Origin of the sequence: Delftia sp. S65, from assembly GCF_016516495.1 — a bacterium.
In the GTDB taxonomy this organism is placed as follows: Bacteria; Pseudomonadota; Gammaproteobacteria; order Burkholderiales; family Burkholderiaceae_C; genus Comamonas; species Comamonas acidovorans.
This window is the reverse complement of the sequence record NZ_JACVUR010000015.1, coordinates 78,446-103,122: the sequence shown is the minus strand read 5'-3', so window position 1 is coordinate 103,122 and position 24,677 is coordinate 78,446. Positions and strand designations below refer to the sequence as shown.

Genomic DNA, 24,677 nt, shown 5'->3' with positions numbered 1-24,677 from the left:
GCGGGATACACGGCTGCCTGTCGTTGGCTCCATAATCCACACCCCATGACATCCGACAATTCTTCGAATCCCCTCGGTGAAGGGCAGCGATTGCTGCAGGAGGCTTTGCATCTCCTGGAGCGTGGCGATCGCGCAGGTGCTGCGCAGGTGCTGGTCCGTGCACGCGAAAACGACGACAGCCTGCTGCAGGCGCATGCACTTATAGAAGCCCATGGGCTTGTGGGCTCGTTCTCCAACATCATGGGACTGGACTGCAGAATTTCCCCGAAGGACGATATTTTTGGCTTCTTCCGAGGTCATCCGTCCAGCGTGAATCCGCTGCGCGACTACTTCGCCGACGGCTGGCGCACGCTGTCGGAACTCATGCTGCTGCTGGAGGCCGTGGACAAGCCGCTGTTGCGCACGGCCAGCATGCTGGAGTTCGCCAGCGGCCATGGCCGCTTCACGCGGCACTTGGTCAAGGCTCTGGGGGCTGAACGCGTCACGGTCTCGGACATCGTGGCCGATGCCGTGGATTTCTCGCAGCAGACATTCGGCGTGAAGGGCTTTGCGTCGGCCAGCGTGCCGGAGCAGGTACGCTGGCCCCAGCAGTACGAGCTGGTGTTCGTGCTGTCGCTGTTCAGCCATCTGCCGCGCTCGACCTGGACACGCTGGCTGAAGGTATTGCGCGATGCGGTGGCACCAGGCGGTTTGCTGGTGTTCAGCACGCATGGTGTGAAGGCGGCGGACTTCGATAGCGTGAAGCTCGATGATGATGGTTTTTTCTTCGCGCCATCCAGCGAGTCGAGCGCCATCGACGCCAATGAATACGGAACAGCTTTTACCTCTGAGCGCTTTGTGCTTGACCGCATTGCCGAGACCTGGGGCAGTGATGCGCTGCGCCATCGCTCGCTTGTGCATTTCTGGAATCACCAGGATGCCTATGTACTGCAGCGGTTGTAAACGTTATCTGGGCTAAAGAAAGAACAAAGAGGACGATCGCATGAGTTGGATGCTGCGTTTGCAGGAGCGACTGTTAGGCATTTCCCCGTGGAATGCCGACAAGATCACGGATGAATGGTTTCGTGCGCATTTCAACTATGCGGCTGATCTGGCCCATGACTGGCTGGGACGGTCGCTGAATCTGTCCCAGGCCAGATTGCTGAATTTCGGCTGTGGCGACGGCATCACCGACCTGGCTTTGGTATTGCGCCACGGCGCGACATCCATCCACGGCATAGATATTCGACAGGAGTATGCCAAGCTGCCCCGGATTGCACGAGAGCAATTGGGCATGTCGCGCATTCCCGCCGCGCTGAGCTTCGAGACCATAGTGCCAAACTCGCCGTTGGCGGGCAGGCATGCAGGCTACGATGGCTTGCTGAGCTGGTCCACCTTCGAGCATGTGCAGCGAGACAAGGTGCTTCCCATCCTGGCGGACCTGCATGCCTGTCTGCGGCCGGGTGGCGTCTTCTTCCTGCAGATAGAGCCCCTGTTCCACTCTCCCTGGGGCTCGCATCTGCGTCGCTATGATGATTTGCCCTGGCACCATTTGATGGCCTCGGAAGAGGAGTTGTGGAACACCATCGAAAAGCATGAGGGCCCTCTTGATGCCGCCGAGGTGGATTTTGGCTTTGCGGACTTCGGTGCGGATGGCTACAAGCGCTTCGTGTTCAAGGAATACCAGGCGCTGAACCGGCTCACTGCTGATGAACTGATCGATATCGCCCGGCAGGCCGGTTTCGAGGTGTTGCGTGAGGAGCGGCGCCATGTGGACATGCCCATTCCCGAGGCATTGCAGGGACGCTATCCCGAAGATTGGTTGCGCAACAACGAGATCCTGCTGCTGCTGGGCAAACCATAGCCGGGATCGGGCCTCAGGCCCGTCCATCAATCTATCGTGCGATAGAAGCTCCAGCTGCCCTCGGACTTCAGGTGCCGCAGGTGCGGATTCTGATTCAGGCCCTGCTCATGTCGTTGCGGTGCTGCGATGTGGGTGGCAGCAATCTTCGAGAAGTCGAAGCTGCGTGTATCCACACGCAGCAGCACATGGTCCAGGCTATGGAGGACGGGCTCGAAATCCATGCCTTGCAGTTCGGCGCCTTCTATGGTCAGGTGCTGATAGCGGTTGTAGGTGCCGAAGTATTTCTTTCCGGGGTCCAGCTTCTCCCAGAAAGCCAGAGGCGGGTGGTAGAAGATGCCGGAGCTGATCCTGAGACCGGATGCCGCCAGCGCCATGGCCTGGCGATGATCGTCCAGCACGACCCAGCGGGTATGGCCTGAGGTGGCATCGATGTCCAGCTGTCTCAAGACCTGTCCAGGCTCCACATGCGCAGGCGCCTGGAGCAGCGGGTTGAAGGACAGAGCCGTGCCCAGCATCCAGACCATGTAGATGGCCATCGCTGCAACGAATTGCCGGTTTGCCAGCAGCAGGGCCAGGATGGCGAAGGCAGCGGTCGTGATGACGGCTACGCCGGGACTGATAGTCTCAGAGATTGCCACAGGCAGCGTGGAATAGGTGAAGGCTGCCAACCAGGCGCAGGCTGCGGCACCCAGTGCCGCCAGTGTCGGCAACTGCCACGGCCTTGCCGTCAGCGGCTGGCTGGACTCCGGGATCCCGGGCTGGGCAGGCCATTGCTTGCCGAGCACGGTGGCCAGCAGCCAGGTCTGTGCCAGCAGCAGGCCGATATCCGTGCGGTAGACCGGGACCTTGGCCCATTGTGTCGCCCTAGCCAGCCAGAGAGGCACGCCATGGTATGAAAAGTACAGCGTCCAGCAGATGAAGGCCAGGCAGATGACTCCCATGAGATCCAATGGCAGTGGCGTGCGCTGCCGCATGCCTTGCGCTTGCTGCCAGGCAAACAGCAATGCTAGCGGAATGGCCAGGAAGATGTAGGAGGCGGCATCGCTGGGGACCAGCATGTCGGTGATGTGGAACATCTGGTCCGGGCCGAAAAGTCCCCGAGCCAGGTACCAGGGGTCCATATATCCCCCTGCCTCCATGCGCTTGCCCGGGTAGACGGTGGCGGCAATCGACGATACGGCGTCTGCAGCATGAAGCCACCATGCGTAGAGCAGGATGGCCGTCACAAGCGCCATGACCGCCGCGAGGAATGCCTGATGCCTGTTCCAGCGCCAGTCCTTGCGGCGCATGTACAGCCAGGCAATGGCCAGCGGCCCCAGCAAGCTGGCCACTACCACAAGCCAGGCCGGATACAGGGTGAGTGCAAAGCCGGCCAGCGCCCAGCCTGCCACCAGGGCTCGGGGCAGTACCTGCCGGATGGACTGCTTCGTCCAGGCGGTCAGGAACATGCCGAAGGCGAGCAGTGCGAAAAACAGGATGTAAACAGGCCAACCCGACCATCCCAAGGACATGGGTGACGCACTCAGGCTGAGTGCCAGAACGGCTGCAGGCTGCCAGCGCAGCTGTGCGATGCGTACCAGGACCCACAGGCAGGCCGCGAATCCGGCAAAGCAAGGGAACCACCAGTACCACGCCAGCGCCCTTTGCAAGTCGAGGGCAAAAAAGCCCCAGGTGGCTGGTCTGGCGAGCGCAGAAAGATTGGAGACAGGTACACCGCTCATGCCCACGGTGTTCATGTTGTGGCCGGCGCTGGAGAAAATCGTGCTGGTGTTCTCGAAGCGCTTCAGCAGGAACCCGGGAGCGGCGGCCTGGTATTGGCTGATGGCCATGGCGGTGATGACCTGCCATTCGTCGCTGCGAATGATCTGGGGGGAGCCAATCCAGGATTTCTCATCATGTATGACAAGTTCGTCATTCTGAAATAGCAGGGAGACGGAGGAGCCGGTCCATCCGCCTGCCACCAGAATGATGAAGGCCGCTGCGGTCGCTGAGCCAAAGACCCTTGCATCAATGCGTAGCCTGGATTGCCAGGCAGACATGGACAGCAGCAAGACCAGCGCGGGCAGCGCGAAGGCCGCAAATGCGCCTGCTCTGGATGGCGAGCTTGCCCGGGCGGGCTGGTGCAGCGTGATCTGCCGGGCCTTGTCCAGAACCGACAGATCAAAGTGCTGCCCATCCGTGGTCATGATTTTCATGCGGACGGCGTAGGTGCCGGATGCCATGTCCAGGTCGAGTGGGGCGCGGATGTGGAATCCTGAGTTGGCCCAGCCCGGGTTGCCTGTGGCCGCCACGACGTCCGGTCTGGGATAGGACAATGCGTTGAGCCGGCCTTGGTAGACCAGACGCTCGTCCAGGAAGATCGAGGCCTGGGTGGGAAAGGCCTGGCTGCGCGCTGACCCACTCCAGCCCTTGGCGACCAATTGCTGTTTGGCTGCGTCGAAATGGATCTCTTCCAGTACCCCCTGATCGTGGAGCAAAGCATCGGCCGCGGCCGCCGGCCACGAAAAGCAGCAGAGCACCATGGCACTCAGCAATGCTGCTATCTGATGAACGGTCCTGTAGAGTGACTGGCGTATGGGATACATGGCCGGAGCAGCGTTGTCAATCTGTGAGCGATCTGGACCTTGCCTCACGGCAACTGGCAAAGTCCAAGGCTGGATCGGTGGATTGGGTCGTAGCCCAGGGCAAGCTCCACCTAGGTGTCGCTTGTCCCGGTCAGGCTCAGGCCTGCAGCCAGTTTTTAACGCGCCGTTGCCAATGCGCGGGGATGTGCCTTGCCAAGCCGCGCAAGAGGGGCATTGAACGCAGCCTCACGAGGGTCGAAAGCGCCAGGGAGCTTGCCACATGTGCCTTGTGCTGCACCCGGTGGGTGGACAGGAAGGCAGGGGGAAGAGGCTGGAGCAGGGCTTGTTCCGAGGGCTGCAGGCCTTGCAGGTAGCTGTGCGAATAGAAGTCCTGCCCAGGCAGCGCCTGGGCAGTGCCGCCCGCGGGCCGAATATCCGGGGCCTGCTGGGGGATGAATTGCTCCAGACGCACCTTGGCGAAGAAGTCCAGCCATTGGGCGGCGCTGGCGTCCCAGGGCATGACCCAGGACCAGTCGCGGCCTGCCAGCCTTTCGGGGAAGGCCCCTATGTCGGGCGCGACGATGGGCAGTCCGGCGGCCAGGCAGGCGCTGAGCGTGTAGCTGTAGGTCTCCGGCCATTGGGCGGGGAACCAGGCCAGGTCGGGCTGCAACCACTGCAGCAGAGCAGGCAGTTCTTCTTCCTTGTAGCCGCCGTGCACGGTCAGGCGTGCGCGCGGCTGGGTCTGCAGGCTGCGGTAGCCATAGCCGAGCAGATGGAATTCCACAGGAGCTCCCCGCTTGGCGGCTTCGATCGCCACGGCTTCCAGTACGTCGGCGCCCTTGATGGCGCTCATGGCTCCCAGTACGACGATCTTGAGCGGGGCCGTGGCGGCCAGCGGGTGTGCCACCGGGGCCGGCAGCTGTGCCGGCAGGTCGGTGTGGGCAACCGCCTGGACGCGTGCACCGGGCACGAAACCGGCAATCCGGTTGGCCGTGTCCTGGCTGGGGGCCAGCACATGGCGAGCGTTGTTCAGCAGCAGCGCATTGCGGTGGCGCCACTGGGCCACGGTGCCGGCGTAGGGGGCTGTGTCCGTGGGTTCGCAGCAGCCGCACTCGCCCGCACGGGGCGGCTCGACGTAGCGGTTGTCTATGCCGGTCAGCGAGATGTTCTTGCAGTAGGTATAGAAATCATGGGCCGTGAAGTCGTGGGCAGCTCCCAGACGGGCGGGAAGGTCCAGGATGGCTTCGCTGTGGCCCAGCAGATGCTGGTAGTGCACGTGCACCACGCCCAGTTGGCGCAGGGCCTGCACCAGCTCCTCCATCTGGTCGTTGATGCGGAAGGCGAGCTCGAAGGCTTCCTTCTCTTCGGCACGGCGCAGGACCACGACTCCACCTGCGGCCGGGGACAGCATGAGGAACAGTGCCTTGCCTTGCAGGAACTGCGCCAGTTCGCGGACATGGCGCACGGTGCCGCCCGCCCGATCGTGGAGCACGGCCAGCACCACGGGCTGCTGCGCTGCCTCGGCCTGCAGGCGTGCCACATCCAGCGCCAGGCGTGCCGTGCGCGCAGGGTCGGCCTGGACGAAGGCCATGACATCGGCTTCGTAGCGCGGATGCAGCCTGCGCAGGGTTTCCATGGCGGCACGTTCACGCGGGCTCTTGCTTTCTCCGAAGCTCACGCCGCCTGTGTGCAGCACAAAGGTGTCCAGCAGATGCAGGTTGCGCCAGCCAGCGGCTGCGGCACGCTGGCAGAAGTCGTTTTCTTCGCCATAGCCCTTGCCGAAATGCTCGGTGTCGAACAGGCCGACGGCGTTCAGGCTGTCGCGGCGGATGTACATGCAAAAGCCCACGCCGGTCGGCACGTCCACCACCTGGCCGGGATTGGTGCGCGCGCACAGTGCGTCGATGGCGGCCGTGTCCATGCTGGGCGGCAGGTCGTTGCCTTCGCAAAAGCGCGGGTAGCTGCAGATGGTGGCGTTATTGGAAAACGGCGTGACGGAGGCGATGCGTACATCGCCGTAGGCGGCCTGGCGGATGCGGTCCAGCCAGTCATTGGCGACCACGGTGTCGCTGTTGAGCAGCAGCACGTCATGGGCGGTGTTCAGCGCCATGCCCCGGTTGACGGTACCGACGAAGCCGAGGTTTTCCTCGTTCTCCAGCAGGGTGATGCGGGGCTCCTGTGCCGCCTTCTCGCGCAGCCAGGCCGTGACTTCGGGCTCCGGGCTGGCATCGTTGATGACCACCAGTTGCCAGTGCGTGCGGCAGGGGCTGGCCAGAACGGATTCGATGCAGTTGCGCGTGTCGTCCAGGCCGCGGTACACGGGCACGATCACATCGACGGGCTGCTGGGGCATCGGCTGGGGTACGGGTGTATGGAGGACGGGGGCAGGCACGGGCGTGCGGCCCAGCAGGCGGTCAATGCGCATCTTGGCGTGGACGAGGGGGCGCGTGGCCCGGAAGACGGTGGAGTTCTCTATGTCGCGCAGGTGCTGTTCCAGCCGTGCGAAGTCCCGCTGCACGCGAGTGGCCTCCTGCTGCCAGATGGCGCGCTCCTTGCTTTGCGTCGCGTGGCTCTCTTCTAGCAGAGCATTGCGATGCGAAAGGCCCTTGATGGAGTCACTCTTGTGCTGAATCTCAACATTCAGCCCTTGAAGCTCATCGGTCAGCCGGCTAATGGTTTCCGCATGTTGCTGTTCATGCACCAAGTTCTGGGTGTGCAGTTGATCCTGCAGATCATTGGCCCTGCTGCGTTCCTGCGCGATCTGCCGCTCAAGCGGCTGCACGGCCCCGGCAAGCGCCAGATAGTCGGCCGACATGGGCCATCCCATCTCGATCTCCAGCGAGGCGCCACGCAGGGGGGCCAGGGTTTCTGCTGGAATGGGAAGTTCGAACCAGGGGTCATCGCCGGTCAGCAGCAGCATCAGCGCGAATGCGCCTGCCGGATGGGGCCCGTTCCACACCAGCTGATGGTGAGGGCGTTGCCCCAGCAAGGCGGCATCCGAATCCTCGGGACGCCATTGCCAGACGACGGCGCCTTGCCCATCCAGCAAGGCCAGCCGGTACAGGTGCACGAAGCCCGGCCGGTCGGCAAGGTCCAGGCGCAGATGGCTCAGCGAAGTGTTGTGGTCGGGCAGTGCAAAGCGCAATGTCTGACGTGCCTGGCCAATGATGCCGGTGGTGGAGAGCTTGCTCTCTTCCTCATAGCGGCCAGCGAGCGCCATGTAGAGCTGGGCCGTGAACAGCGCATGCCCCTGTGGGTAGTTCAGCGGCGGCTCGATGGGCAGCGCCTGGACGGCAGGCGCTGCACTGGCGATGAACTGGTAGGCCAGTGCATCGGGCGTGGCCAGCAGGTGGCGGGCAACGGCAGGGGGCAGGCTGTCGTAGGCGACGCGGAATTCGGATTCGGGTAGCGCCCGCTCGATGGTGTCGATGTCGTCCACCTGCCAGCCTTGCTCGGCCAGAAAGCGCGACAGCGAGCGCCGCGTGAAAAAGCGCAGGTGGGTGCGGTCCAGCAGGCCTTCTTCGCGGTAGCGGAATTCGCCGTGCAGCAGTTCTGCCACCAGGCCGCTGTAGCCTGCATTGGGCACGGAGATCAGCAGACGGCCTTCGGGTGTCAGCCGCTTGCGGCAGGCAGCCAGGATGCGCTCGGGCTGGCGCAGGTGCTCGAGCACGTCGGCGCAGACGATGTAGTCATAGCGCGCGTCGCCGAAGAGCTGGTCCAGGTCGCAGTCCTCCAGGTCGGCCACATGGACATGGCGGTAGAAGGGCGCGGCATGGCGGGCCTCTTCCTGGCTCAGGGTGACGCCGTCGCAGACGCATTGCTTGTGCTCGGCGAGGAAGGCGCCCAGCGCGCCGCTGCCGCAGCCCAGATCCAGTATGTGCGCCTGGGCCCGGACATGGCCGGCCAGCACGGACAGCGACGTGCGCTCGTTCAGATCGACGGTGCGCAGGTAGACGTGGGGATCGGGAATGGGTGTGGTCATAGGAAATGAGGTGCCAGGCGCGGTCCGGGCAGGGATCGATCGCCCGTCATATTCATCTGCGCCAGTCGACCGTGGCCGGTCCGCAGAGAGCGGCGGAGCACGCCCACGCCAGGCGCAAAAAATCCCGGAAGTCCGGGCGGCAGATTGTCGCGCATCATAATCCCGGCCACCGCAGTGATTGCATGGCATGGCGGGTTAATGACATTTTGTGCGGCTGTTGCATTTCCTTGCATCACGGCATACCCGCTGACGCCTTCCGGGCGCCTTCCGCTGAATACTCGGAGCCGCCGTTTTTTCGGCGCAGGTATGCGGGTTGGAATTTGAAGATCTGAAGGGCGGCATTGATGGGTTCATCGTTGGTCGTGTCGGTGGTGAGCCACGGACATGGCGCTCATATACAGAGGCTGCTTGAATGCCTGGGTTCGGCGCGCCTTGCGCCGATGTCCCGCGTGGTGCTGACGCTCAATATTCCCGAACCGGAGCCCCTGGCTCCTGCGACCGGCTGGCCTTTTGTCCTGGAGATCCGGCGCAATGCGCAACCCCTGGGTTTTGGCTGCAATCACAACCGGGCGCTGGCAAATGCCCGGGAGGCGTTTGTCTGCGTGATCAATCCTGACGTGTACTGGGGAGCGCAGGAAGAGCCGCTGCAAGAGCTTCTGGCGCTGGCGGCCCGGCCGGGGTTGGCCCTGGCCTATCCCCCGCAGATCGGCGAAGACGGCACGCTGCAGGATTTCGAGCGGGAGCTGCCATCTTTCTGGAATTTGCTGCGACGCAAGCTGCACGGGCGTGTGGAGCAGCGTGTGGAATGGGTCAATGCGGCCTGCCTGGTGCTGGGCCGGGATAGCTGGATGCGGCTGCGTGGGTTTGACGAAGGTTTCTATATGTATTGTGAGGATGTGGATCTGTGCCTTCGCCTGCGGGTGCTGGGCGGAGAGCTTCGGCGCGGTGAGTTGCCTGTCGTCCATGCGGGTCAAAGGGCGAGCCGGCGCAGCCTGCGCCATGGCGCATGGCACGTGGCCAGCCTGCTGCGGCTGTGGAGCCGTCCGGCCTACCGCAAGGCCCGAGACCTGCCGCAGGCAGCGCCCTCGCTGCGCAGCCTGCACGGGGAGCCATCGTGATCTGGATGGCGGTATTGGCCTTCATGGTGTCTTGCACCGGCTGTGCACTGCTGGTGCGCTGGGCCGGGCGGTCCTCGACGTCCTCTTACGGATACGACAAGCCGCAGCGCTTTCACATCGGCGAGGTACCCCGGCTTGGGGGCGTGCCGATGTATCTCGGGCTGGCTGTCTCCTGGGGTGTGGGCACTTGGCTGAGCATGCGCGGAGATCCTTCCTCGCTGCGCATGCAGCTGTGGGTGGTTGTGTGCCTGGCCGCCATGCTGCCGGCCGTGGTCGGCGGCGTCATCGAGGATGTATCGCAGCGCCTGAGCGTGCGTTACCGGCTGGTGCTCACCCTGCTGAGCGCCGTGCTGGCGGTTTTGCTGTGCGGCCTCACCGTGCCCCGGCTCGGCTGGCCCTGGCTGGAACAGGCACTGGGTCCGGCCATGCCCTGGCTGGGCATGGGCCTGGCCGTCCTGGCCCTGACGGGCCTGCCCCATGCCTTCAACATCATCGACGGCTACAACGGGCTGGCCGGCATGGTGGCCACCATCATCTGCCTGGCGCTGGCCCACGTGGCCCTGCAGGTGGGGGACCGAACCCTGGCCGCCATGCTGGTGACGCTGGCCGCCGCCACCTGCGGCTTCCTGGTCTGGAACTACCCGCGCGGCATGATGTTTGCAGGCGATGGCGGGGCCTATGTCTGGGGACTGGCGATTGCCCTGGCCAGCATTGCCCTGGTGCAGCGCAATTCCGCAGTCTCGCCATGGTTTCCCATGCTGCTGCTGATCTATCCGGTCTGGGAGACGGTGTTTTCCATTTACCGCAAGCTGATGCGCGGCATGTCGCCGGGCATGGCGGATGCCCTGCATTTCCACCAGTTGATCTACCGGCGCATCGTGCGCGGCGTGTTCGACGACGATCTTGCACGGCGCATGCTGCGTCGCAATAACCGGACTTCGCCCTACCTGTGGGCGTTCACGCTGCTGACCGTGGTGCCGGCATTGCTGTTCTGGAGCAACACGCCCGTTCTGGTGGGTTTTTGCCTGCTGTTTGTGGTCAGCTATGTGATCGCCTATCTGGCCATCGTGCGCTTCAAGCTGCCGGGCTGGATGCAGAACAATGGATGATGGTCGGGCGCCAGTGGGCGTTCCGTCATCCGGGCATGCAACACTGCCGCGCAGTTGCGGCACAATGCCCGCCTTGTTGTTGACTACTTCCACGCCCCAGGGCTAGCACCATGAACGATATCCTCTCGATTGCCCCCCGCGACAAGGCCGAAATCCTCGCCCAGGCCCTGCCCTACATCCGCAAGTTCCATGGCAAGACCATGGTCATCAAGTATGGCGGCAACGCCATGACCGATCCGGCCCTGCAGGCCGACTTCGCGGAAGACGTGGTGCTGCTGAAGTTGGTGGGCATGAATCCGGTGGTGGTGCATGGCGGCGGGCCGCAGATCGAGACGGCTCTCAACCGCCTGGGCAAGAAGGGCGAGTTCATCCAGGGCATGCGCGTGACCGACGCGGAAACCATGGAAGTCGTGGAATGGGTGCTGGCCGGCGAGGTGCAGCAGGACATCGTGGGCCTGATCCACCAGGCCGGTGGCAAGGCCGTGGGCCTGACAGGGCGCGATGGTGGCCTGATCCGCGCACGCAAGCTCAAGATGGTCGACAACAAGGACCCGAATATCGAGTACGACGTGGGCCAGGTGGGCGATATCGTCTCCATCGACCCCAGCGTGGTGCGCGCGCTGCAGGATGACGCCTTCATCCCCGTGATCAGCCCCATCGGCTTTGGCGAGGAAAACGAGAGCTACAACATCAACGCAGACGTGGTCGCCAGCAAGCTGGCCACGGTGCTGCAGGCCGAAAAGCTCGTGCTGCTGACCAACACCCCCGGCGTGCTGGACAAGGCCGGCAGCCTGCTGACCGACCTCACGGCACGCGAGATCGACGCCCTGTTCGCCGACGGCACCATCTCGGGCGGCATGCTGCCCAAGATCAGCGGCGCCCTGGATGCCGCCAAGGCCGGCGTCAATGCCGTGCACATCATCGACGGCCGCGTGCCGCATGCCATGCTGCTGGAAATCCTGACCGACCAGGCCTACGGCACCATGATCCGCAGCCATTGAGGCCCGATGGCGCGGACTTTGCGGTTCGCGTTACCATCGCGCATGGCCCGGGCGTGGTCTGACGGCCTGGGCCGGTTTGCTGCAAGCCGCCTTTGGGCGGCTTTTGTTTTTTAGGTTTGATATGCGTTTGCTTCTTGTGGAAGACGATGTGATGGTGGCCAGCGGCATCAAGCTGGGGCTGTCCGATGCGGGGTATGCCGTGGACTGGGTCGGCAGTGCCGAGCGCGCCCTGGAGGTGCTGGCCCAGGAAGCCTTCGACCTGGCCGTGATCGACATCGGCCTGCCGGGCATCGACGGGCTGGAACTCACACGCCGCCTGCGCAGCAGCGCGGTGGAGAGCTCGGCCATGCCCGTGCTGATCCTGACGGCGCGCGATGCGCTGCAGGACCGCGTGCAGGGCCTGGATCAGGGCGCCGACGACTACATGGTCAAGCCCTTCGAGCTTCCCGAACTGCTGGCCCGGCTGCGCGCGCTGCTGCGCCGCTCGCAGGCAGCCACATCCGCCGTCCTGAGCTTCGGTCCCATCGAGCTGGACACGGCAGGCCGCCGCGCCGGCGCGCGCCAGCCTGCGCAAGACGATGAGAGCGAGGGAAAGCTGCTGCCCATCGACCTGGGCCCGCGCGAGTGGACCGTGCTGGAGTACCTGCTGATCCACGCGCCCAAGCCCGCCAGCAAGGACAAGCTGCTGCAGGCGCTCACGGGCTGGGACCGCGAGATCACGCCCAATGCGGTCGAGGTCTATGTCTCTCGCCTGCGCAGCAAGCTGGAGCCGCATGGCGTGGCGCTTCGTTCCATCCGGGGCTTCGGCTATCGGCTGGAACTCTCGCATACCGCCGCCTGATGCGGACATGGCGCATGGCCCCAGGCGCTGACCGCCCATGACAGCCAATCTGCGCCTTCGCCTGCTGGTGCTGCTGGTGGTGCCGCTGACGCTGCTGGCGCTGATGGGCGGCTGGTTCGGCTATCGCTCGGCAGACGAAGCCTCCACCCAGCATGACCAGCGCCTTTTGCGCCTGCTGCCTGCGCTGGCCGATTCGGTGCTGGCGCCGTCGATCGCCGAGGGAACGCCGCCCCTGGTGGCGCTGACGCCCGCCATCGAGGACGTCTTGCGCCAGCGCGGCGACGACGTCGGATATGCCATAGGCGACTTGCAGGGACATGTGGTTGCCGGCGACACCTGGATCCGCTTCGATGTGCCTTCCACGCCGCTGGCCGAGTTCCACAGCCAGGAGCATGATGGCCTGACCTACCGCGTGGCCGTCATGCGCGCCGAAACCTATGGCGCCGGTGAAATGGTGCTGGTGCTGGCCGATGGCGGCGATGTGCGCCAGCAATGGGTGCGCCAGCTGCTGCTGCATGTGCTGCTGCCCAGCGTGCTGCTGATCGCGGGCGCTGGCATCGCCATCTACTGGTCGGTCAGCCGGGCCTTCCGGCCGCTGCTGACCCTGACCCAGGCTGTGGAGCGGCGCTCGCCGCGCGACCTCAGTCCCATCTCGGAGCACAGCTCGCCGGCCGAGGTCCGTCCGCTGGTGCGCTCGCTCAATCGCCTGTTTGCACTGGTCAACGCCCAGGCCGAAGGCCAGCGGCGCTTTGTGGCCGATGCGGCCCATCAATTGCGCACGCCGCTGGCGGCCTTGCAGGCCCAGGTAGAGGCCTGGGCGCTGAGCGCGCAGGCTGCCCAGGCCGAGGCGAGGCGCAAGGGCACCGAGGCCCAGGTGGTGCTCAGCGTGACGCAGATCGAGCAGTTGCGCGACGCCACGCGGCGCACCTCGCAGCTGGCACGCCAGCTGCTGGCGCTGTCACGTGCCGACGCCCGCAATGCCGAAGTCCAGCCGCTGCAGAAGGTGGACCTCAAGGACCTGTGCGAAAGCATGCTGGAAATGTTCTTCGACCAGGCCAGCGCCAAGGGGCTGGACTTCGGCCTTGACGTTGCTCAGGCCAGTGTCTGGGGCCACAGCTGGCTGCTGCGCGAACTGGTGTCCAACCTCGTGGACAACGCCATCAAGTACACGCCGCCCGGCGGCAGCGTCACGCTGCGCTGCGGCATGTACCATGGCGCGGCACAGTCTGCGGATGAGCCGCAAGGCTGGGCCTTCCTGGAGATCGAGGACGACGGCCCCGGCGTGCCCGAGGCCGAGCGCTCGCAGATCACGCAGCGCTTTTACCGCGCGCAGGGCGCGGCCGGCGACGGCACCGGGCTGGGGTTGGCCATTGCCGAAGAAATCGCCCTGCTGCACCAGGGCACTCTGGCCTTTGGCGCCGCAGCGCAAGGCAAGGGCCTGCTGGTACGCTTGGAGCTTCCATTGCAAATGCCGGCCATGCTCTCGGAAACAATAGCAGCGCAAGCAACAGGCAAGCGATCCTGACGGTTGCGCTCATGGGGACAGCTTTGTGCGGAGTTGCCGCCGAGGGCTGTGAGAGAATTACTTACAAATAGTTGATCTGCTTATGTCCGAGTCTGAAGTTCTGTCGCCTTTATCCGCTCCTGGCGCTGATGTCGTTTCCGACGAAGCCGCCTCCGCTTCCGCCCCTACGCCTGCGCGCAAACGCCCCAAACCCGGGGAGCGGCGCGAGCAGATCCTGCAGGCGCTTGCGGCCATGCTGGAGAAGCCGGGCGCAGAACGCATCACCACGGCAGCGCTGGCGGCCCATCTGGGCGTCAGCGAGGCAGCCCTGTACCGCCACTTCGCCAGCAAGGCCCAGATGTTCGAAGGCCTGATCGAGTTCATCGAGCAGTCCGTCTTCACGCTGGTGCAGCAGATCGTCGGGCGGGATGTGCCGGAGGAAGAGCGTCCCGCAGTGGATGGAATGCGCCAGGCCAGCCGCGTGATCTCCCTGGTTCTGCAGTTCGGCGAGCGCAACCCCGGCATGGTGCGCGTCATGGTGGGCGATGCCATCGTCTTCGAGCACGAGCGCCTGCAGGCCCGCATGAACCAGTTCTTCGACCGCATCGAATCCACGCTGCGCCAGTGCCTGCGCCCCGCCGCCGGTGCGCTGGGCTCCTCCGCCCCGACGGTCGATGCACAGGTGGCCGCCAGCGTGCTGACATCGTTTGCGCTGGGCCGACTGCAGCGCTACGCGCGCTCGGGTTTCCGCCGCCTGCCGACTGAGCATCTGGAAGCCAGCCTGGCCTTGATGGTCTGAACATGGCCCAGCGGACCCCAGGGTCCGCTTTGCAGCAAAGCCACCCGCTTGTGCCGGTGGCTTTTTTGCGACCAGGGCCTTGCTTCGTCGCGGTGGCTGTGCTCAGCCCACGAGATTGCGCCGCCGCCTGGCCGGTGCTGTCACGCCCAGCGCCGCAACGATGCGCCCCACCTGGCCTTCCGTAATCCCATGCTCGGCAGCCAGTTGCCGGGCCGTTTTGTCCGTGGCGTAGTCTGCAGCGATGCGCTGGTTGCGCAGTGCCTGCAGTGCACGCGCCGCCCTGGGCAGCTGGAAGTGGGGCAGGCCGCCATACTCACGGGCGAGCTGGAGCAAGGCTGGCACGCCGATGGTGGCCGCATAGGGATGCTCGGCTGTGACCTTGTCCGGCGTGGGAACGTAGATGCGCAGTCCACCCCAGCGCTGTACCAGGGCCATCGTGGGCTGCAGCCCGATCAGGCGCTCGAAGTCCTGCAGCAGGGGCGGAAGCAGATCGCTGCAAGTGCCATGGTGCAAGGCGGCTGACGCGGGCGTGTGCATGCCGATGGCGGGAGGCCGGGCAGCAGGCCGAAAGCCCTGGAAGGCGGGTGCCGGATGGTGTTCGGAATGCATTTTGGCTGTACGCTCTTGGTTCAAAAGGAAACGGTTCAATTTGAACCATATTCTTGGTCCGTAACGAACCACTGTCAAGATTCGCCATGCCTGCAAAACCTGTGACTGATGCGCTTACATCCAACGTTGATGAGGTACTGGCGCGCATGGCTGAAGCCTTGGGGCCCGACTGGATGGCGGGCATGGAGGTTCAGCCTGAAACGGTGCGGACCTGGCGCAAGCGCGGCGAAGTGCCAGCACGGCAACTGCTGCGGGCCTCGCAGCGAGCGGGCCGGCCGCTGGAGTATTTCAACGGCACGGGTGCAGCGAAGCCTGGGGCCCGGCATGGCGGGGCGGCCGAGGACGAGTTCACGCAGATCGAGATGCTCGATGCGCACGTCAGCGCAGGGCATGGGGCCGTCAACGGCCCCGACGAGGTGATAGGCCGCTTCGCCTTCCGTTCGTCCTGGCTGCAGTCCAAGGGACTGGGCAGGCACAACGCCAAGATCGTGCGTGCCCGTGGAAGATCCATGGCGGACCGCATCAACGACGGCGACATCCTGCTGGTCAACACCTCGGTCGATACGCTGACCCAGGATGGTGTCTATGTGATCGAGCTGGAGGGTGAGAACTACGTCAAGCTGCTGGAGCGCGACTTCAGCACGGGCGGTGTGCGCATCGTCAGCTACAACCCCGCCTATCCGCCCCAGGTTCTGGAAGGCGAAGCGGCCAACCGGCTGCGCATCTGCGGCCGGGTCCTCTGGCACGGCGGAGAACTCTAGCCCCCGGGCCGCGCCGCCCAGCATCGCTCCAGAGACTTTGCCGCAGGCCTGAGGCCAGCTTGCGCGCTTCCGTCTTCTCCCAGCCTTTCTCGTCCTCCTCTTTCGTGCGTCCGTGCCTGCCCGAGCGGCAGGACGTTTGCGCTTGCCTGGCCGTTGGGATGTGCCGGGCCAAGGCACATGTGCCTGGCATCCAGATCCGCTGCGCCTGAGAAGGCGCGCTCCTGCGGACGCTGAAACCGGGCCTGCATATGCAGGCCTTATTCATTTTTGCCTGCCTCGGCACAGTCACTCCATCGCAACGACGCATCTTTTTCTGCGTCCCCCACGGAGTGACCCATGTACGCCATCGCACAACTGTTCCTGCTCTTTGCCGCTCATCTGCGGCCCATCGTGGCCGAGGCTGCGGCGAGCGTGACGGCGGCCTTTCCGGTGCTGCGCTCATGAATGCACTGGCCCAGCATCGCAACGCCATCGTGGCCATCCTGGCCTCGGTGCCGCAGATCGGCGTTGTGCAGGACCGCGAACGCCATGCCGCCAGCGATGCCGAACTGGCCGCCCTGTTCACGTATACGCCGCCTGCAGCAGGCGCGGCCCATGTCCGCGGCTGGTGGCTGCGCAGAAGCAGCACGGCCGAGCACGGCAGCAGCACGGCCCGCACGGTAAGCGTGCACCAGTGGACGCTGCATGGCTACCTGGCCATCGCCGACGCCCAGGCCAGCGAGTTGCTGCTGGACGACCTGGTCGAGCAGTTCCGCGCCCTGGTGCGAGCCGATCCGACCCTGGGTGGCGTGTGCCAGCCCGGTCCCCTGGCAGGCAGCGACGACAGCACCGATGGCGTGCAGGTCATGCGTGCCGAGCCTGTGGATTTCGCGGGAGTGCGTTGCCACTCCGTTGTCCTGCAACTCAGAACCTGGAGCTACCTGTGACCTGCACACCACCGAACCGGGCCTAGACCGGATACCCGCAACTTTCCCGCAACCCCTGTGGTCCGCGGCGCTGGAGAACGGCGCCCAAGGCCGCGAAACCTCTCTTCATCTCTTCAAAGGATTTTCCAAATGGCAGCAAAGATCATGCGCAAGATGGCCCTCCTGGCCCTGGTTGAAACCGTTGTCGGCACGGCCGTCGTACCGCTGGCGGCCAATGCCATGCTGGTCAGCGACGTGACCCTCACCCCCATCGAGGGCGATGTGGTCGAGCGCAACAACATCCGTCCCTTCTTCGGCTCCAGCGGCAGTACCCTGGTCACCGAATACCAGAAGGTGGCGTTCTCCGTGGAATTCGCGGGTGTGGCCGCAGCGGGCGAGCGTCCCGGCGTGACCGACCTGTTGCGTGCGTGTGCCGCCAGCGCCAGCACCGAGACTGGCGTGAAGACGGTCTTCGCTCCCGTGACCGACGGCATCCAGAGCGTGACCATCTACGGCAACGTGGACGGCACCCTCTACAAGATGCATGGCGCACGCGGCGAGGTGGAGTTCAGCACCGATGCCAAGGCCATTCCCAAGTGGAAGTTCGAGTTCACGGGCTCCTTCGTCCCCGCCGTGGATGAGGCCCTGCCGGCAGTGGACTACAGCGACTTCGTCGCTCCCCTGGGCGTCAACAAGACCAACACCCAACTGACCCTCGACGGCCTGGCGGTGGCCTGCAGCGCCTTCAGCTTCAAGTGCGGCAACCAGGTGGTCAAGCGCGACCTGATGAACGTGGACACCGTGGAAATCACGGACCGCAAGTCCACGGGCAGCGTCACCTTCGAGAACACCAGCGTGGCCACCAAGGACTGGATCGGCCTGGCGCGCGCCAGCGCCATCGTGCCCGTCACGCTCAAGCACGGCCCAGGCGCCACCAACACCGTCAGTTTCAAGAGCGCGCGCGCCCAGATCGGCAAGCCGACCTACAGCGACAGCGATGGCGTGCAGATGATCACGATCCCCCTGTCGTTCATTCCCTCCGACGCGGGCAACGACGAATGGTCCATCGAGATCTGACGCCTCACCTCCCTGCCTGACAACTACACATCCAAGGATCACCATGGCCGTCAAGATTTCCGGGCTCAAGCCCACCATCTCCGTTCCCGCAACGCTGTACCTGCCCGTCGATGAGGGCAGGTTCGGAGCCCATCACTTTGCCGTCGTGTTCAAGCGCATGGGCAAGGCGCGGCGAGATGAGATTAATGAACTCATCGTCGTCGGCAAGCCCGCCACGCAGCCCGATGGCTCGCAGGAGGTACGGCGCATGACCATCCCTGAACTGCTCGACGAAGTGGTTGTGGGCTGGGAGGGGATGCTGGGCGACGAAGGAACACCCGTGCCCTACAGCCGCGACGAGCGCCTGGCGGCCGAGGAGTCCTACCCGGGACTGGAGCAGGCCATGGCCGTTGCCTGGTTCGACGGACTCAACGTGCACCAGCGGGATGCCGCCACAAAAAACTCCGTGGCGCTGTCCGGCATCACCTCGGCCTCGACGGCGCAGACCGCTATCTCGTAGACGACGAGCTGCGCGCCCAGTGCGCGCAGATGGGGATCGACCCCGACCGGATGGTGCCCGGCGATCTGCAACGCCAGCACCCCGAGGACTACGAACTGTGGCCGGAGCATGCGATGGCCTGGAGCGTGTACCTCGGCTGCTCCACCCAGTGGCGCAGGACGGCCACGCCCTGGGGCCAGTGGCACTGGGACGGGCTGGACTACGCCGGGGCCGAGATCGTGATGCGCCGCTACGCGGTGCCCGCCGCGCAGCGCGGCGAGGTCTTCGCGCAGTTGCAGGTACTGGAGGCGCAGGCGCTGCGCCAGCTCAACCGGGGCTGAGGCATAGGGGCCTCGGCTCCGGCCTCTCAAGACAAACACAAGCGGTCAAGCATACCGAACAGAGATCAGCATGAGTACAGCGGTCAAAAGCATAGGCATCGCCGAGACGCCCAGCCTGAGCGAGCTGCGTGCGCAGAATGCCCAGTTCTCCCAGGAGCTCGACAAACTCCACGGCAAGCTGCAGCAGGCGTATGCCGGCATGTCGCAATTCGCAGGTGCCTCAACGGATACGGGACTTGTATCGGCGCGTGCCAGCGTCGATGTCGAGAGCCTGTCTACTTCCATGGGCAAGATTGCAGGCCGCGCCAATGCCCTGCTGGAGGTGGCGGGTTCGGCGGCCAAGGTGGGAGAGGCGCTCTACACGGCCAGTGCCCAGACAGAGAATCTGCGTACGCGGCTGGACCTTGCCACCGGCGGCAAGGGCGCGCAGGAACTGGCCTATGTCACGGCCCTGGCTGATCGGCTGGGCCTGCAGCTCAATGCCACCGGCCAGGCCTACGCCGACTTCGCCACCAAGGCGCGTGGTACGGCGCTGGAAGGCGCGCAGGTGCAGACCATCTTCACGGGGATTGCCTCGGCCAACGCGGCCATGGGCCTTTCCGTGGAGCAGGGCAATGCCTCGTTGGCAGCCGTACTCGACCTGATGGGCAAGGGGACGATAGGCGCGTCGGACTTCAGCGAGAAACTGGGACATATCCCGGATGCGGCGCTGATCGGCGCTCAGGCCCTGGGTGTGACACAGGAGCGGTTCTCCCAGATGCTGCAGACCGGCGAGGTCGTGACGCAGGACTTTCTGCCCCGTTTCTCGCAGGCGCTGCAAAGCTCCCTGGGAGAGGGGACGGACAAGGCGGCGGACAGGCTGGATGCCGGCACCCAACGCATGGCCAACGCCTGGGACAAGCTCAAGTCCGCCGTGGGAGATTCCGGCATCAGCCAGATGATCTCCTTTGGCATGAATGCAGCGGCCAACGACATGAACGCCTTTTCGGAGTCCATGTCGCGCGCGCGTGACAACGGGTCGGGCTTCCTGGGCCAGATCAGCAGCGGGCTGGGAAACATCGCCGGGCGCGCGGTGGGCTTGCAATACATCAGCACGGCCTTCCAGTCGAATGCGGAAAAGGCAGCCTATCTGGCCAAGGAGCTTCCGCGCGCCAGGGCTGAATTGGAGATGTTGCAGGCCAAGGGGGCAGCGACATCGCGCAACGTATGGGTGCGCACGGCCCATGACGATGCCCAGCGCCTAGTCGAAAAATTGCAGCAGGTGCAGCGCGAATTGATGGTGGCACAGGGTCAGCGCAATGCAGGCGGCGGCCGCGGGTTCATCAATCCGCCGCTGGTGGGACAGCCACAGCCGCAGGAGCAAAGCAAGAAAACCGATGCGCCTGCGCAGAAGAAAGAGCCGCCTGCGGTACCCCGCACCGTCAGCTACGCGCCACCGGCCGTGCCAGCCAGAACGCAGCAGGACAATGAGGAGCTCAAGCGCGATCAGGAACTGCAGAAAAGGCAGCAGGAGGTGGCGCAGCTCGTCAAGGAACACCAGGCCAAGGCCGAACTGGCCGAAAAGAATCTGGACCTCGCCCGGCAGGAGACCCTCGCGATCGGTCTGACTGGCGATGCGTTGGGACAGCTGCGGCAGGAGCAGGTCGAAAAGACCATCGCGGAACTGCAAGACAACGCAGCCAAGCAAGAGAGCGTCCGATGCTCGAAGGACGTCGCCGAGGCCGTGGGCAAAGAGGCCGATGCCACGCGCGAACTCGCCAGGGTCAAAGGCTATAACGACTCGGCACGCATGGTGGCCGAGTACGCGCAAAGCGTGAAGGAGGCCAACGAGGCGACCCAGTTCGAGCAGTCCCTGGCCGCCATGTCGCAGCGCGATCGGGAGATCGCCCTGGCGCAGTACAGGATCGAGATAGATCTCCAGAAAAAGCTGCAGGACATCGCGGCCAAGAATCCCTCGGATGCCGCTGCCGCCCAGAAGCTCAAGGAAGACGCCACGGCCGCTGCGAACCAGGCCAAGGCCAATGTCGCCGAGCGCACCCGCATGCAGGAAACCCAGAAGTCCGTTGACCAGATGGACGAGATGTTCCGCAAGGGCTTCACGGACATGCTGGCCAACGGTACGGAAGGCTGGCGCACGTTCACCAAGAACCTGAGCGCGACGTTCAAGGCCACGGTGGCCGATGAGATGTACAAGGCGTTCGCGCGGCCGCTTGTCATGCCTGTGATAGCGCAACTGCAAGGATTCATCGGCAACCTTGGCGCGGCGCTGGGGCTAGGCGGGGCAGGTTCAGGCGGCTTGCTCGGGTTGGCCGGCAACGCAGGCAACTTTTTGTCTCTGGCTGGCAGCGGCGGAATGCTAGGCAGTCTGGCGGGAACCGTTGGGGGATGGCTTGGCTTCGGCGGTTCGACAGCAGCTGCATCAGGTCTTGGGTTGACCGCTGGAGGCGGTTTAGGCCTTACGGCTGGAGGCGGGCTGGGCTTGACTGCCTCCGGGGCAGGTGCGAGCTCCATTGGCGCTGGGCTGGGCTCCGGAACCGCGGGTAGCGCAATGGGGTTGGGTGCTGCGATGCCATGGATCGCTGGGGGCTTGGCACTGTATTCGCTGCTCAGCAGCGATGTTTTCGGCTCCCGCGGCCCCAACCACGCCGGTGCCGCCTACAGCACCGCTGGCGTCGGCAACGACAAGGCTGCCGAACAGCTGTTCGGCCGTGCGGCCGGAGACTGGTATGACGATCTGACGCAGCGCCACAGCGATGCCGTCGAAAAGCAGCTCAAGACCAGCCTGGATGGCCTGGCCTCGGTCTATGAGTCCCTCAGCAAATACACGACGGGTAGCGCGCGCGGCATTGACTTGGTCGGCGGCTTTGCCGTCAACGGAAAGTACACCGACGAGGATGCCTACGGCTATGCCAAGATCATCGACAAGGTGACGGGCACAGTGCTGGCCGGCTTCGAAAACCGCTCGCTGGGCAACAACCCGGAAGAGGCCTACAAGGCCTTCCTGGGCCAGACCGGTTCCCTGCTGGTGTCCGAACTCAAGAAGGCGGACCTGCCCAGCTGGATGCGCACCACGCTGGACTCGCTGGGCGAAGCACCCAATGTCGAGGCGTTGCAGGCCGCCTTCCAGACCATCGACCTGATCGGCCGCTCCTTCGAGGAACTGGGCAAGAAGATCACGGGCTTTGCCGACCTGACCGACCTGGCCTTCGAGTCCCTGATCAAGGCTTCGGGCGGCATCGAGGCGCTGAATGCCAACGCGGGCAGCTTCTACCAGAACTTCTACAGCGAGGACGAGCGCAAGACCATCGCCAAGCGCGAGATGGGCAGCAAGCTCAAGGACTTGGGCGTGGACATCGACCTGGATGCCGACGACGCCCAGGCCCGGTTCCGCAAGCTGGTGGAGGACAAGCTCAAGGCAGCCAACTCCGAGGAGGCGAATGCCAAGGTATTGAAGGACGCCATCTCGAAGGTCCAGGGCACGCAAGGCCTCAAGGACATGGCCAAGACTGGCGCCTTCAAGGACTGGGCCAGCACCACCCTGGGAGAAGGTTCGGGCGATATCGGAAAACTCGCGGCCGATCTCGAGAACCTGGCGAACACCAGCACGTCGCTGGCCGACTTCACTGCCGGTATGGACAAGCTGATCGGCAATATCGGCGGCACCGGCAAGTCTTCGGCCGAGACCGCTGCCGAGCTGCTCAAGCTCAACGACACGTTCAAGGCCGTTACCAAGACGTCCGAGGATGCGGCGGCGGCTTCTGCCAAACAGGCCGAGGAAGCCAAGCGCAAGCAGGAGGAGCAGGCGCAGGAGGCGAAGAAAAAGAACGAGGCCGATACGGATGCGGCGTGGAGCCTGCTGCAGCGTTCCGTCGATGCGGAGCGCACCCTGGCTCAGGCGCGTCTGGATGCCGCCCGCGAGCAGGTCGAGCTTGCACGTGGTGTGGTGGACCTGGCGCGCGGTGCCGCACGTGATCTCTGGGGTGAGGTCGATACGGTTGCCGCAATGGATGCATCGTTGGCTGGACGGTTCATCCAGGATGCAGTCTCGGCTGTCCGCAATACCGGCTACCTGCCAGAGCAAAAAGCACTCGACGAAGCCATCACTGCGGCGCGCGATGGCCTTTCACGTACCGCCTACGCCAGTCGTATCGATGAGGAGCGGGCAAGGCGAGCGCTGGCCGCAGATCTGGAACAACTCGGTGAGAAGGGGCAGGAGCAGTTGTCCGTGGCCGAACAGCAATTGGCGGCCGAAGAGACTTCCTTGGCGCGGTTGGATGAACTGATCCTCTCCGCCAAGCAGCAACTGGACGCTGCTCGTGGCATAGACACCAGCGTGCGCAGCGTCGATGAAGCGGTGCGTGATTTCCAGGCAAAGCTGCTGGAGGAGAAGAGCGGCGGAAAGTCCGGCCCTGGGGGAGGCGATGTGGCCGTACTGGGGCCTGGGGGGGCGCCTTCGCCTGGAGCGGGCCAGGATGCGCGTTACCGCCGGGCACGCGCGGATGGTTCGGGTGGCACCTGGTATGAGCCAGTCACTGACAAGGATCGTGTAGCGCATCTGGACAAGTACAACGATGGCTATCACGCCTTCGACGGAACCGGGGACGCCAGCGGACTGAACCAGTGGATCAAGGACAACAAGCTGACCGCCGCAGATCTGGCGGAGCTTTCCGGTCTTTATGAATCCGATTGGCGCAGGTGGTTCGAAGGCGCTGGTATTCCGGCCTTCGCGAAAGGTGGCCTGCACGGTGGCGGCTTGCGCATGGTGGGTGAAAGCGGTTGGGAGATCGAAGCCACCGGACCGGCGCGCCTTTGGAACCAGAGCCAACTGGGACAGGCGCTGATCGGTGGTGCGGATGCTGCTGGCACTCCCTTGCTTTTGGCCATCGAGCGCCTGATTCGCGCTATCGAACAGCAGGATCCTGCCTTGCAGGACATCAAACAGCATGTGCGCGATACGGCCGAGGTGCTGTTGCGTGTAACGCGTGGCGGCGTGGCCATGCAATCGGCTGGCGGCAGCGCCGTATTGGAGCTCTGATGCCAACGATCGATCAACTCGAGCAGGCGGCATCGTTGATGCCGGGCGACCTGACACTGCTGCGCCGGACGGGTCGCACGTATGCCATCGCTGCGGCGGCCATCGCCGGCCCTCAGGGACCGAAGGGTGATCCGGGCGCTGCGGGAGCAACAGGTCCGCGTGGAGCGACAGGTCCTCAAGGCGAGGCCGGCGTGCAAGGCCTGCAGGGGCAGCAAGGACTTCAGGGGCCTGCCGGGCCCAAGGGGGATGTGGGGGCTCAGGGACTGCAGGGGCCGCAGGGAGCAACAGGACCCCAGGGTCTACCGGGCACGGCAGGTGCCAAGGGAGATGCCGGCGTTCCCGGACCCCAGGGCCCGGTGGCCATTCCAACCCTGGCGTGGGGTCGCGAATTGGCAAGAGCCGGCTATCTGCGCGAGGCCAATGGTGGCGTGCTTCAGCTCGGGGGGCGCTATGCCATCTGGACGGGTGGCGGCGCGATCACCATGCATCTGCCCAAGAAGAGCGAGGTTGCGCTCGGCGATTTCGTCGAGTTCACGAATCTTCACCTCACCTGGCCTGCGTCCGCGCAGTTCACCGTTGCCCGGCAGGAGTCGGGCACCTACATCCATGGCCACGACAGCCATCTCGTCTGCGACGTGGCCGTGGGTGGCTTTCGGCTGGTGTGCGTCTGGAAGGACGGCACCAACATCTGGTGGAACATCGTTTGAGGA

Annotated in this window: 18 protein-coding genes; 15 read left to right on the top strand and 3 right to left on the bottom strand. The window is 64.6% G+C overall.

The features are described 5' to 3' along the window. Positions 1-45: 45 nt before the first annotated feature. Both IAE24_RS14895 and IAE24_RS14890 read left to right on the top strand, forming a co-directional pair. Complete coding sequence (locus tag IAE24_RS14895) at positions 46-942, top strand: class I SAM-dependent methyltransferase (RefSeq protein ID WP_199961760.1); 897 nt, start codon at positions 46-48, stop codon at positions 940-942. Positions 943-982: 40 nt separating this feature from the next. Next, complete coding sequence (locus IAE24_RS14890) at positions 983-1,843, top strand: class I SAM-dependent methyltransferase (protein ID WP_199961761.1); 861 nt, start codon at positions 983-985, stop codon at positions 1,841-1,843. Positions 1,844-1,869: 26 nt separating this feature from the next. Here the strand turns inward: IAE24_RS14890 and IAE24_RS14885 are convergent, their stop codons facing one another. Further along, complete coding sequence (locus IAE24_RS14885; protein ID WP_199961762.1) at positions 1,870-4,428, bottom strand: DUF7657 domain-containing protein; 2,559 nt, start codon at positions 4,426-4,428, stop codon at positions 1,870-1,872. A gap of 136 nt (positions 4,429-4,564) precedes the next feature. Beyond that, the gene (locus IAE24_RS14880) at positions 4,565-8,389 is read right to left on the bottom strand and encodes a methyltransferase domain-containing protein (protein WP_199961763.1); all 3,825 of its coding nucleotides are present in this window, start codon (positions 8,387-8,389) and stop codon (positions 4,565-4,567) included. Between the two features lie 344 nt (positions 8,390-8,733). Between IAE24_RS14880 and IAE24_RS14875 the strand changes: the two genes are divergently transcribed. The 6 genes from IAE24_RS14875 (at position 8,734) to slmA (ending at position 14,761) form a co-directional block, all read left to right on the top strand. Beyond that, the gene (locus tag IAE24_RS14875) at positions 8,734-9,507 is read left to right on the top strand and encodes a glycosyltransferase family 2 protein (RefSeq protein WP_199961764.1); all 774 of its coding nucleotides are present in this window, start codon (positions 8,734-8,736) and stop codon (positions 9,505-9,507) included. Positions 9,508-9,512: 5 nt separating this feature from the next. Beyond that, a complete protein-coding gene (locus IAE24_RS14870; RefSeq protein ID WP_012203250.1) occupies positions 9,513-10,616 on the top strand; it encodes a glycosyltransferase family 4 protein in 1,104 nt (367 codons plus the stop codon). A gap of 110 nt (positions 10,617-10,726) precedes the next feature. Further along, a complete protein-coding gene (argB, locus tag IAE24_RS14865) occupies positions 10,727-11,617 on the top strand; it encodes an acetylglutamate kinase (RefSeq protein ID WP_012203251.1) in 891 nt (296 codons plus the stop codon). 121 nt (positions 11,618-11,738) lie between these two features. Beyond that, a complete protein-coding gene (locus IAE24_RS14860; RefSeq protein WP_012203252.1) occupies positions 11,739-12,458 on the top strand; it encodes a response regulator transcription factor in 720 nt (239 codons plus the stop codon). Positions 12,459-12,495: 37 nt separating this feature from the next. After that, positions 12,496-13,983 (top strand): sensor histidine kinase, encoded by a 1,488-nt coding sequence (locus tag IAE24_RS14855; protein ID WP_199961765.1) that lies wholly within the window; start codon positions 12,496-12,498, stop codon positions 13,981-13,983. Between the two features lie 82 nt (positions 13,984-14,065). Further along, on the top strand, positions 14,066-14,761 hold the full coding sequence (gene slmA, locus IAE24_RS14850; RefSeq protein WP_012203254.1) for a nucleoid occlusion factor SlmA: 696 nt from the start codon (positions 14,066-14,068) through the stop codon (positions 14,759-14,761). A 102-nt stretch (positions 14,762-14,863) separates the two neighbouring features. Here the strand turns inward: slmA and IAE24_RS14845 are convergent, their stop codons facing one another. Beyond that, positions 14,864-15,370: a Mor transcription activator family protein gene (locus IAE24_RS14845; protein ID WP_199961766.1), complete on the bottom strand. Its 507-nt coding sequence runs from the start codon at positions 15,368-15,370 to the stop codon at positions 14,864-14,866. 146 nt (positions 15,371-15,516) lie between these two features. Here IAE24_RS14845 and IAE24_RS14840 point away from each other — a divergent pair, with 146 nt between their 5' ends. The 7 genes from IAE24_RS14840 to IAE24_RS14810 all read left to right on the top strand — a co-directional run bounded on the left by IAE24_RS14840 (position 15,517) and on the right by IAE24_RS14810 (position 24,674). Continuing rightward, on the top strand, positions 15,517-16,131 hold the full coding sequence (locus IAE24_RS14840) for a S24 family peptidase (protein ID WP_013804208.1): 615 nt from the start codon (positions 15,517-15,519) through the stop codon (positions 16,129-16,131). Positions 16,132-16,571: 440 nt separating this feature from the next. After that, entirely contained in the window at positions 16,572-17,057 is a 486-nt protein-coding gene (locus IAE24_RS14835; RefSeq protein ID WP_199961767.1) for a hypothetical protein, read from the top strand. Between the two features lie 129 nt (positions 17,058-17,186). Beyond that, entirely contained in the window at positions 17,187-18,113 is a 927-nt protein-coding gene (locus IAE24_RS14830; protein WP_034390302.1) for a phage tail tube protein, read from the top strand. 43 nt (positions 18,114-18,156) lie between these two features. Beyond that, entirely contained in the window at positions 18,157-18,612 is a 456-nt protein-coding gene (locus IAE24_RS14825) for a hypothetical protein (protein ID WP_199961768.1), read from the top strand. Positions 18,613-18,641: 29 nt separating this feature from the next. Then, a complete protein-coding gene (locus tag IAE24_RS14820) occupies positions 18,642-18,932 on the top strand; it encodes a DUF1799 domain-containing protein (RefSeq protein WP_012203260.1) in 291 nt (96 codons plus the stop codon). 70 nt (positions 18,933-19,002) lie between these two features. Next, positions 19,003-23,967 (top strand): tape measure protein, encoded by a 4,965-nt coding sequence (locus tag IAE24_RS14815; protein WP_199961769.1) that lies wholly within the window; start codon positions 19,003-19,005, stop codon positions 23,965-23,967. After that, entirely contained in the window at positions 23,967-24,674 is a 708-nt protein-coding gene (locus IAE24_RS14810) for a collagen-like protein (protein WP_080736793.1), read from the top strand. Before IAE24_RS14815 ends, IAE24_RS14810 begins: the two co-directional genes overlap by 1 nt. The last annotated feature ends 3 nt before the right edge of the window (positions 24,675-24,677 follow it).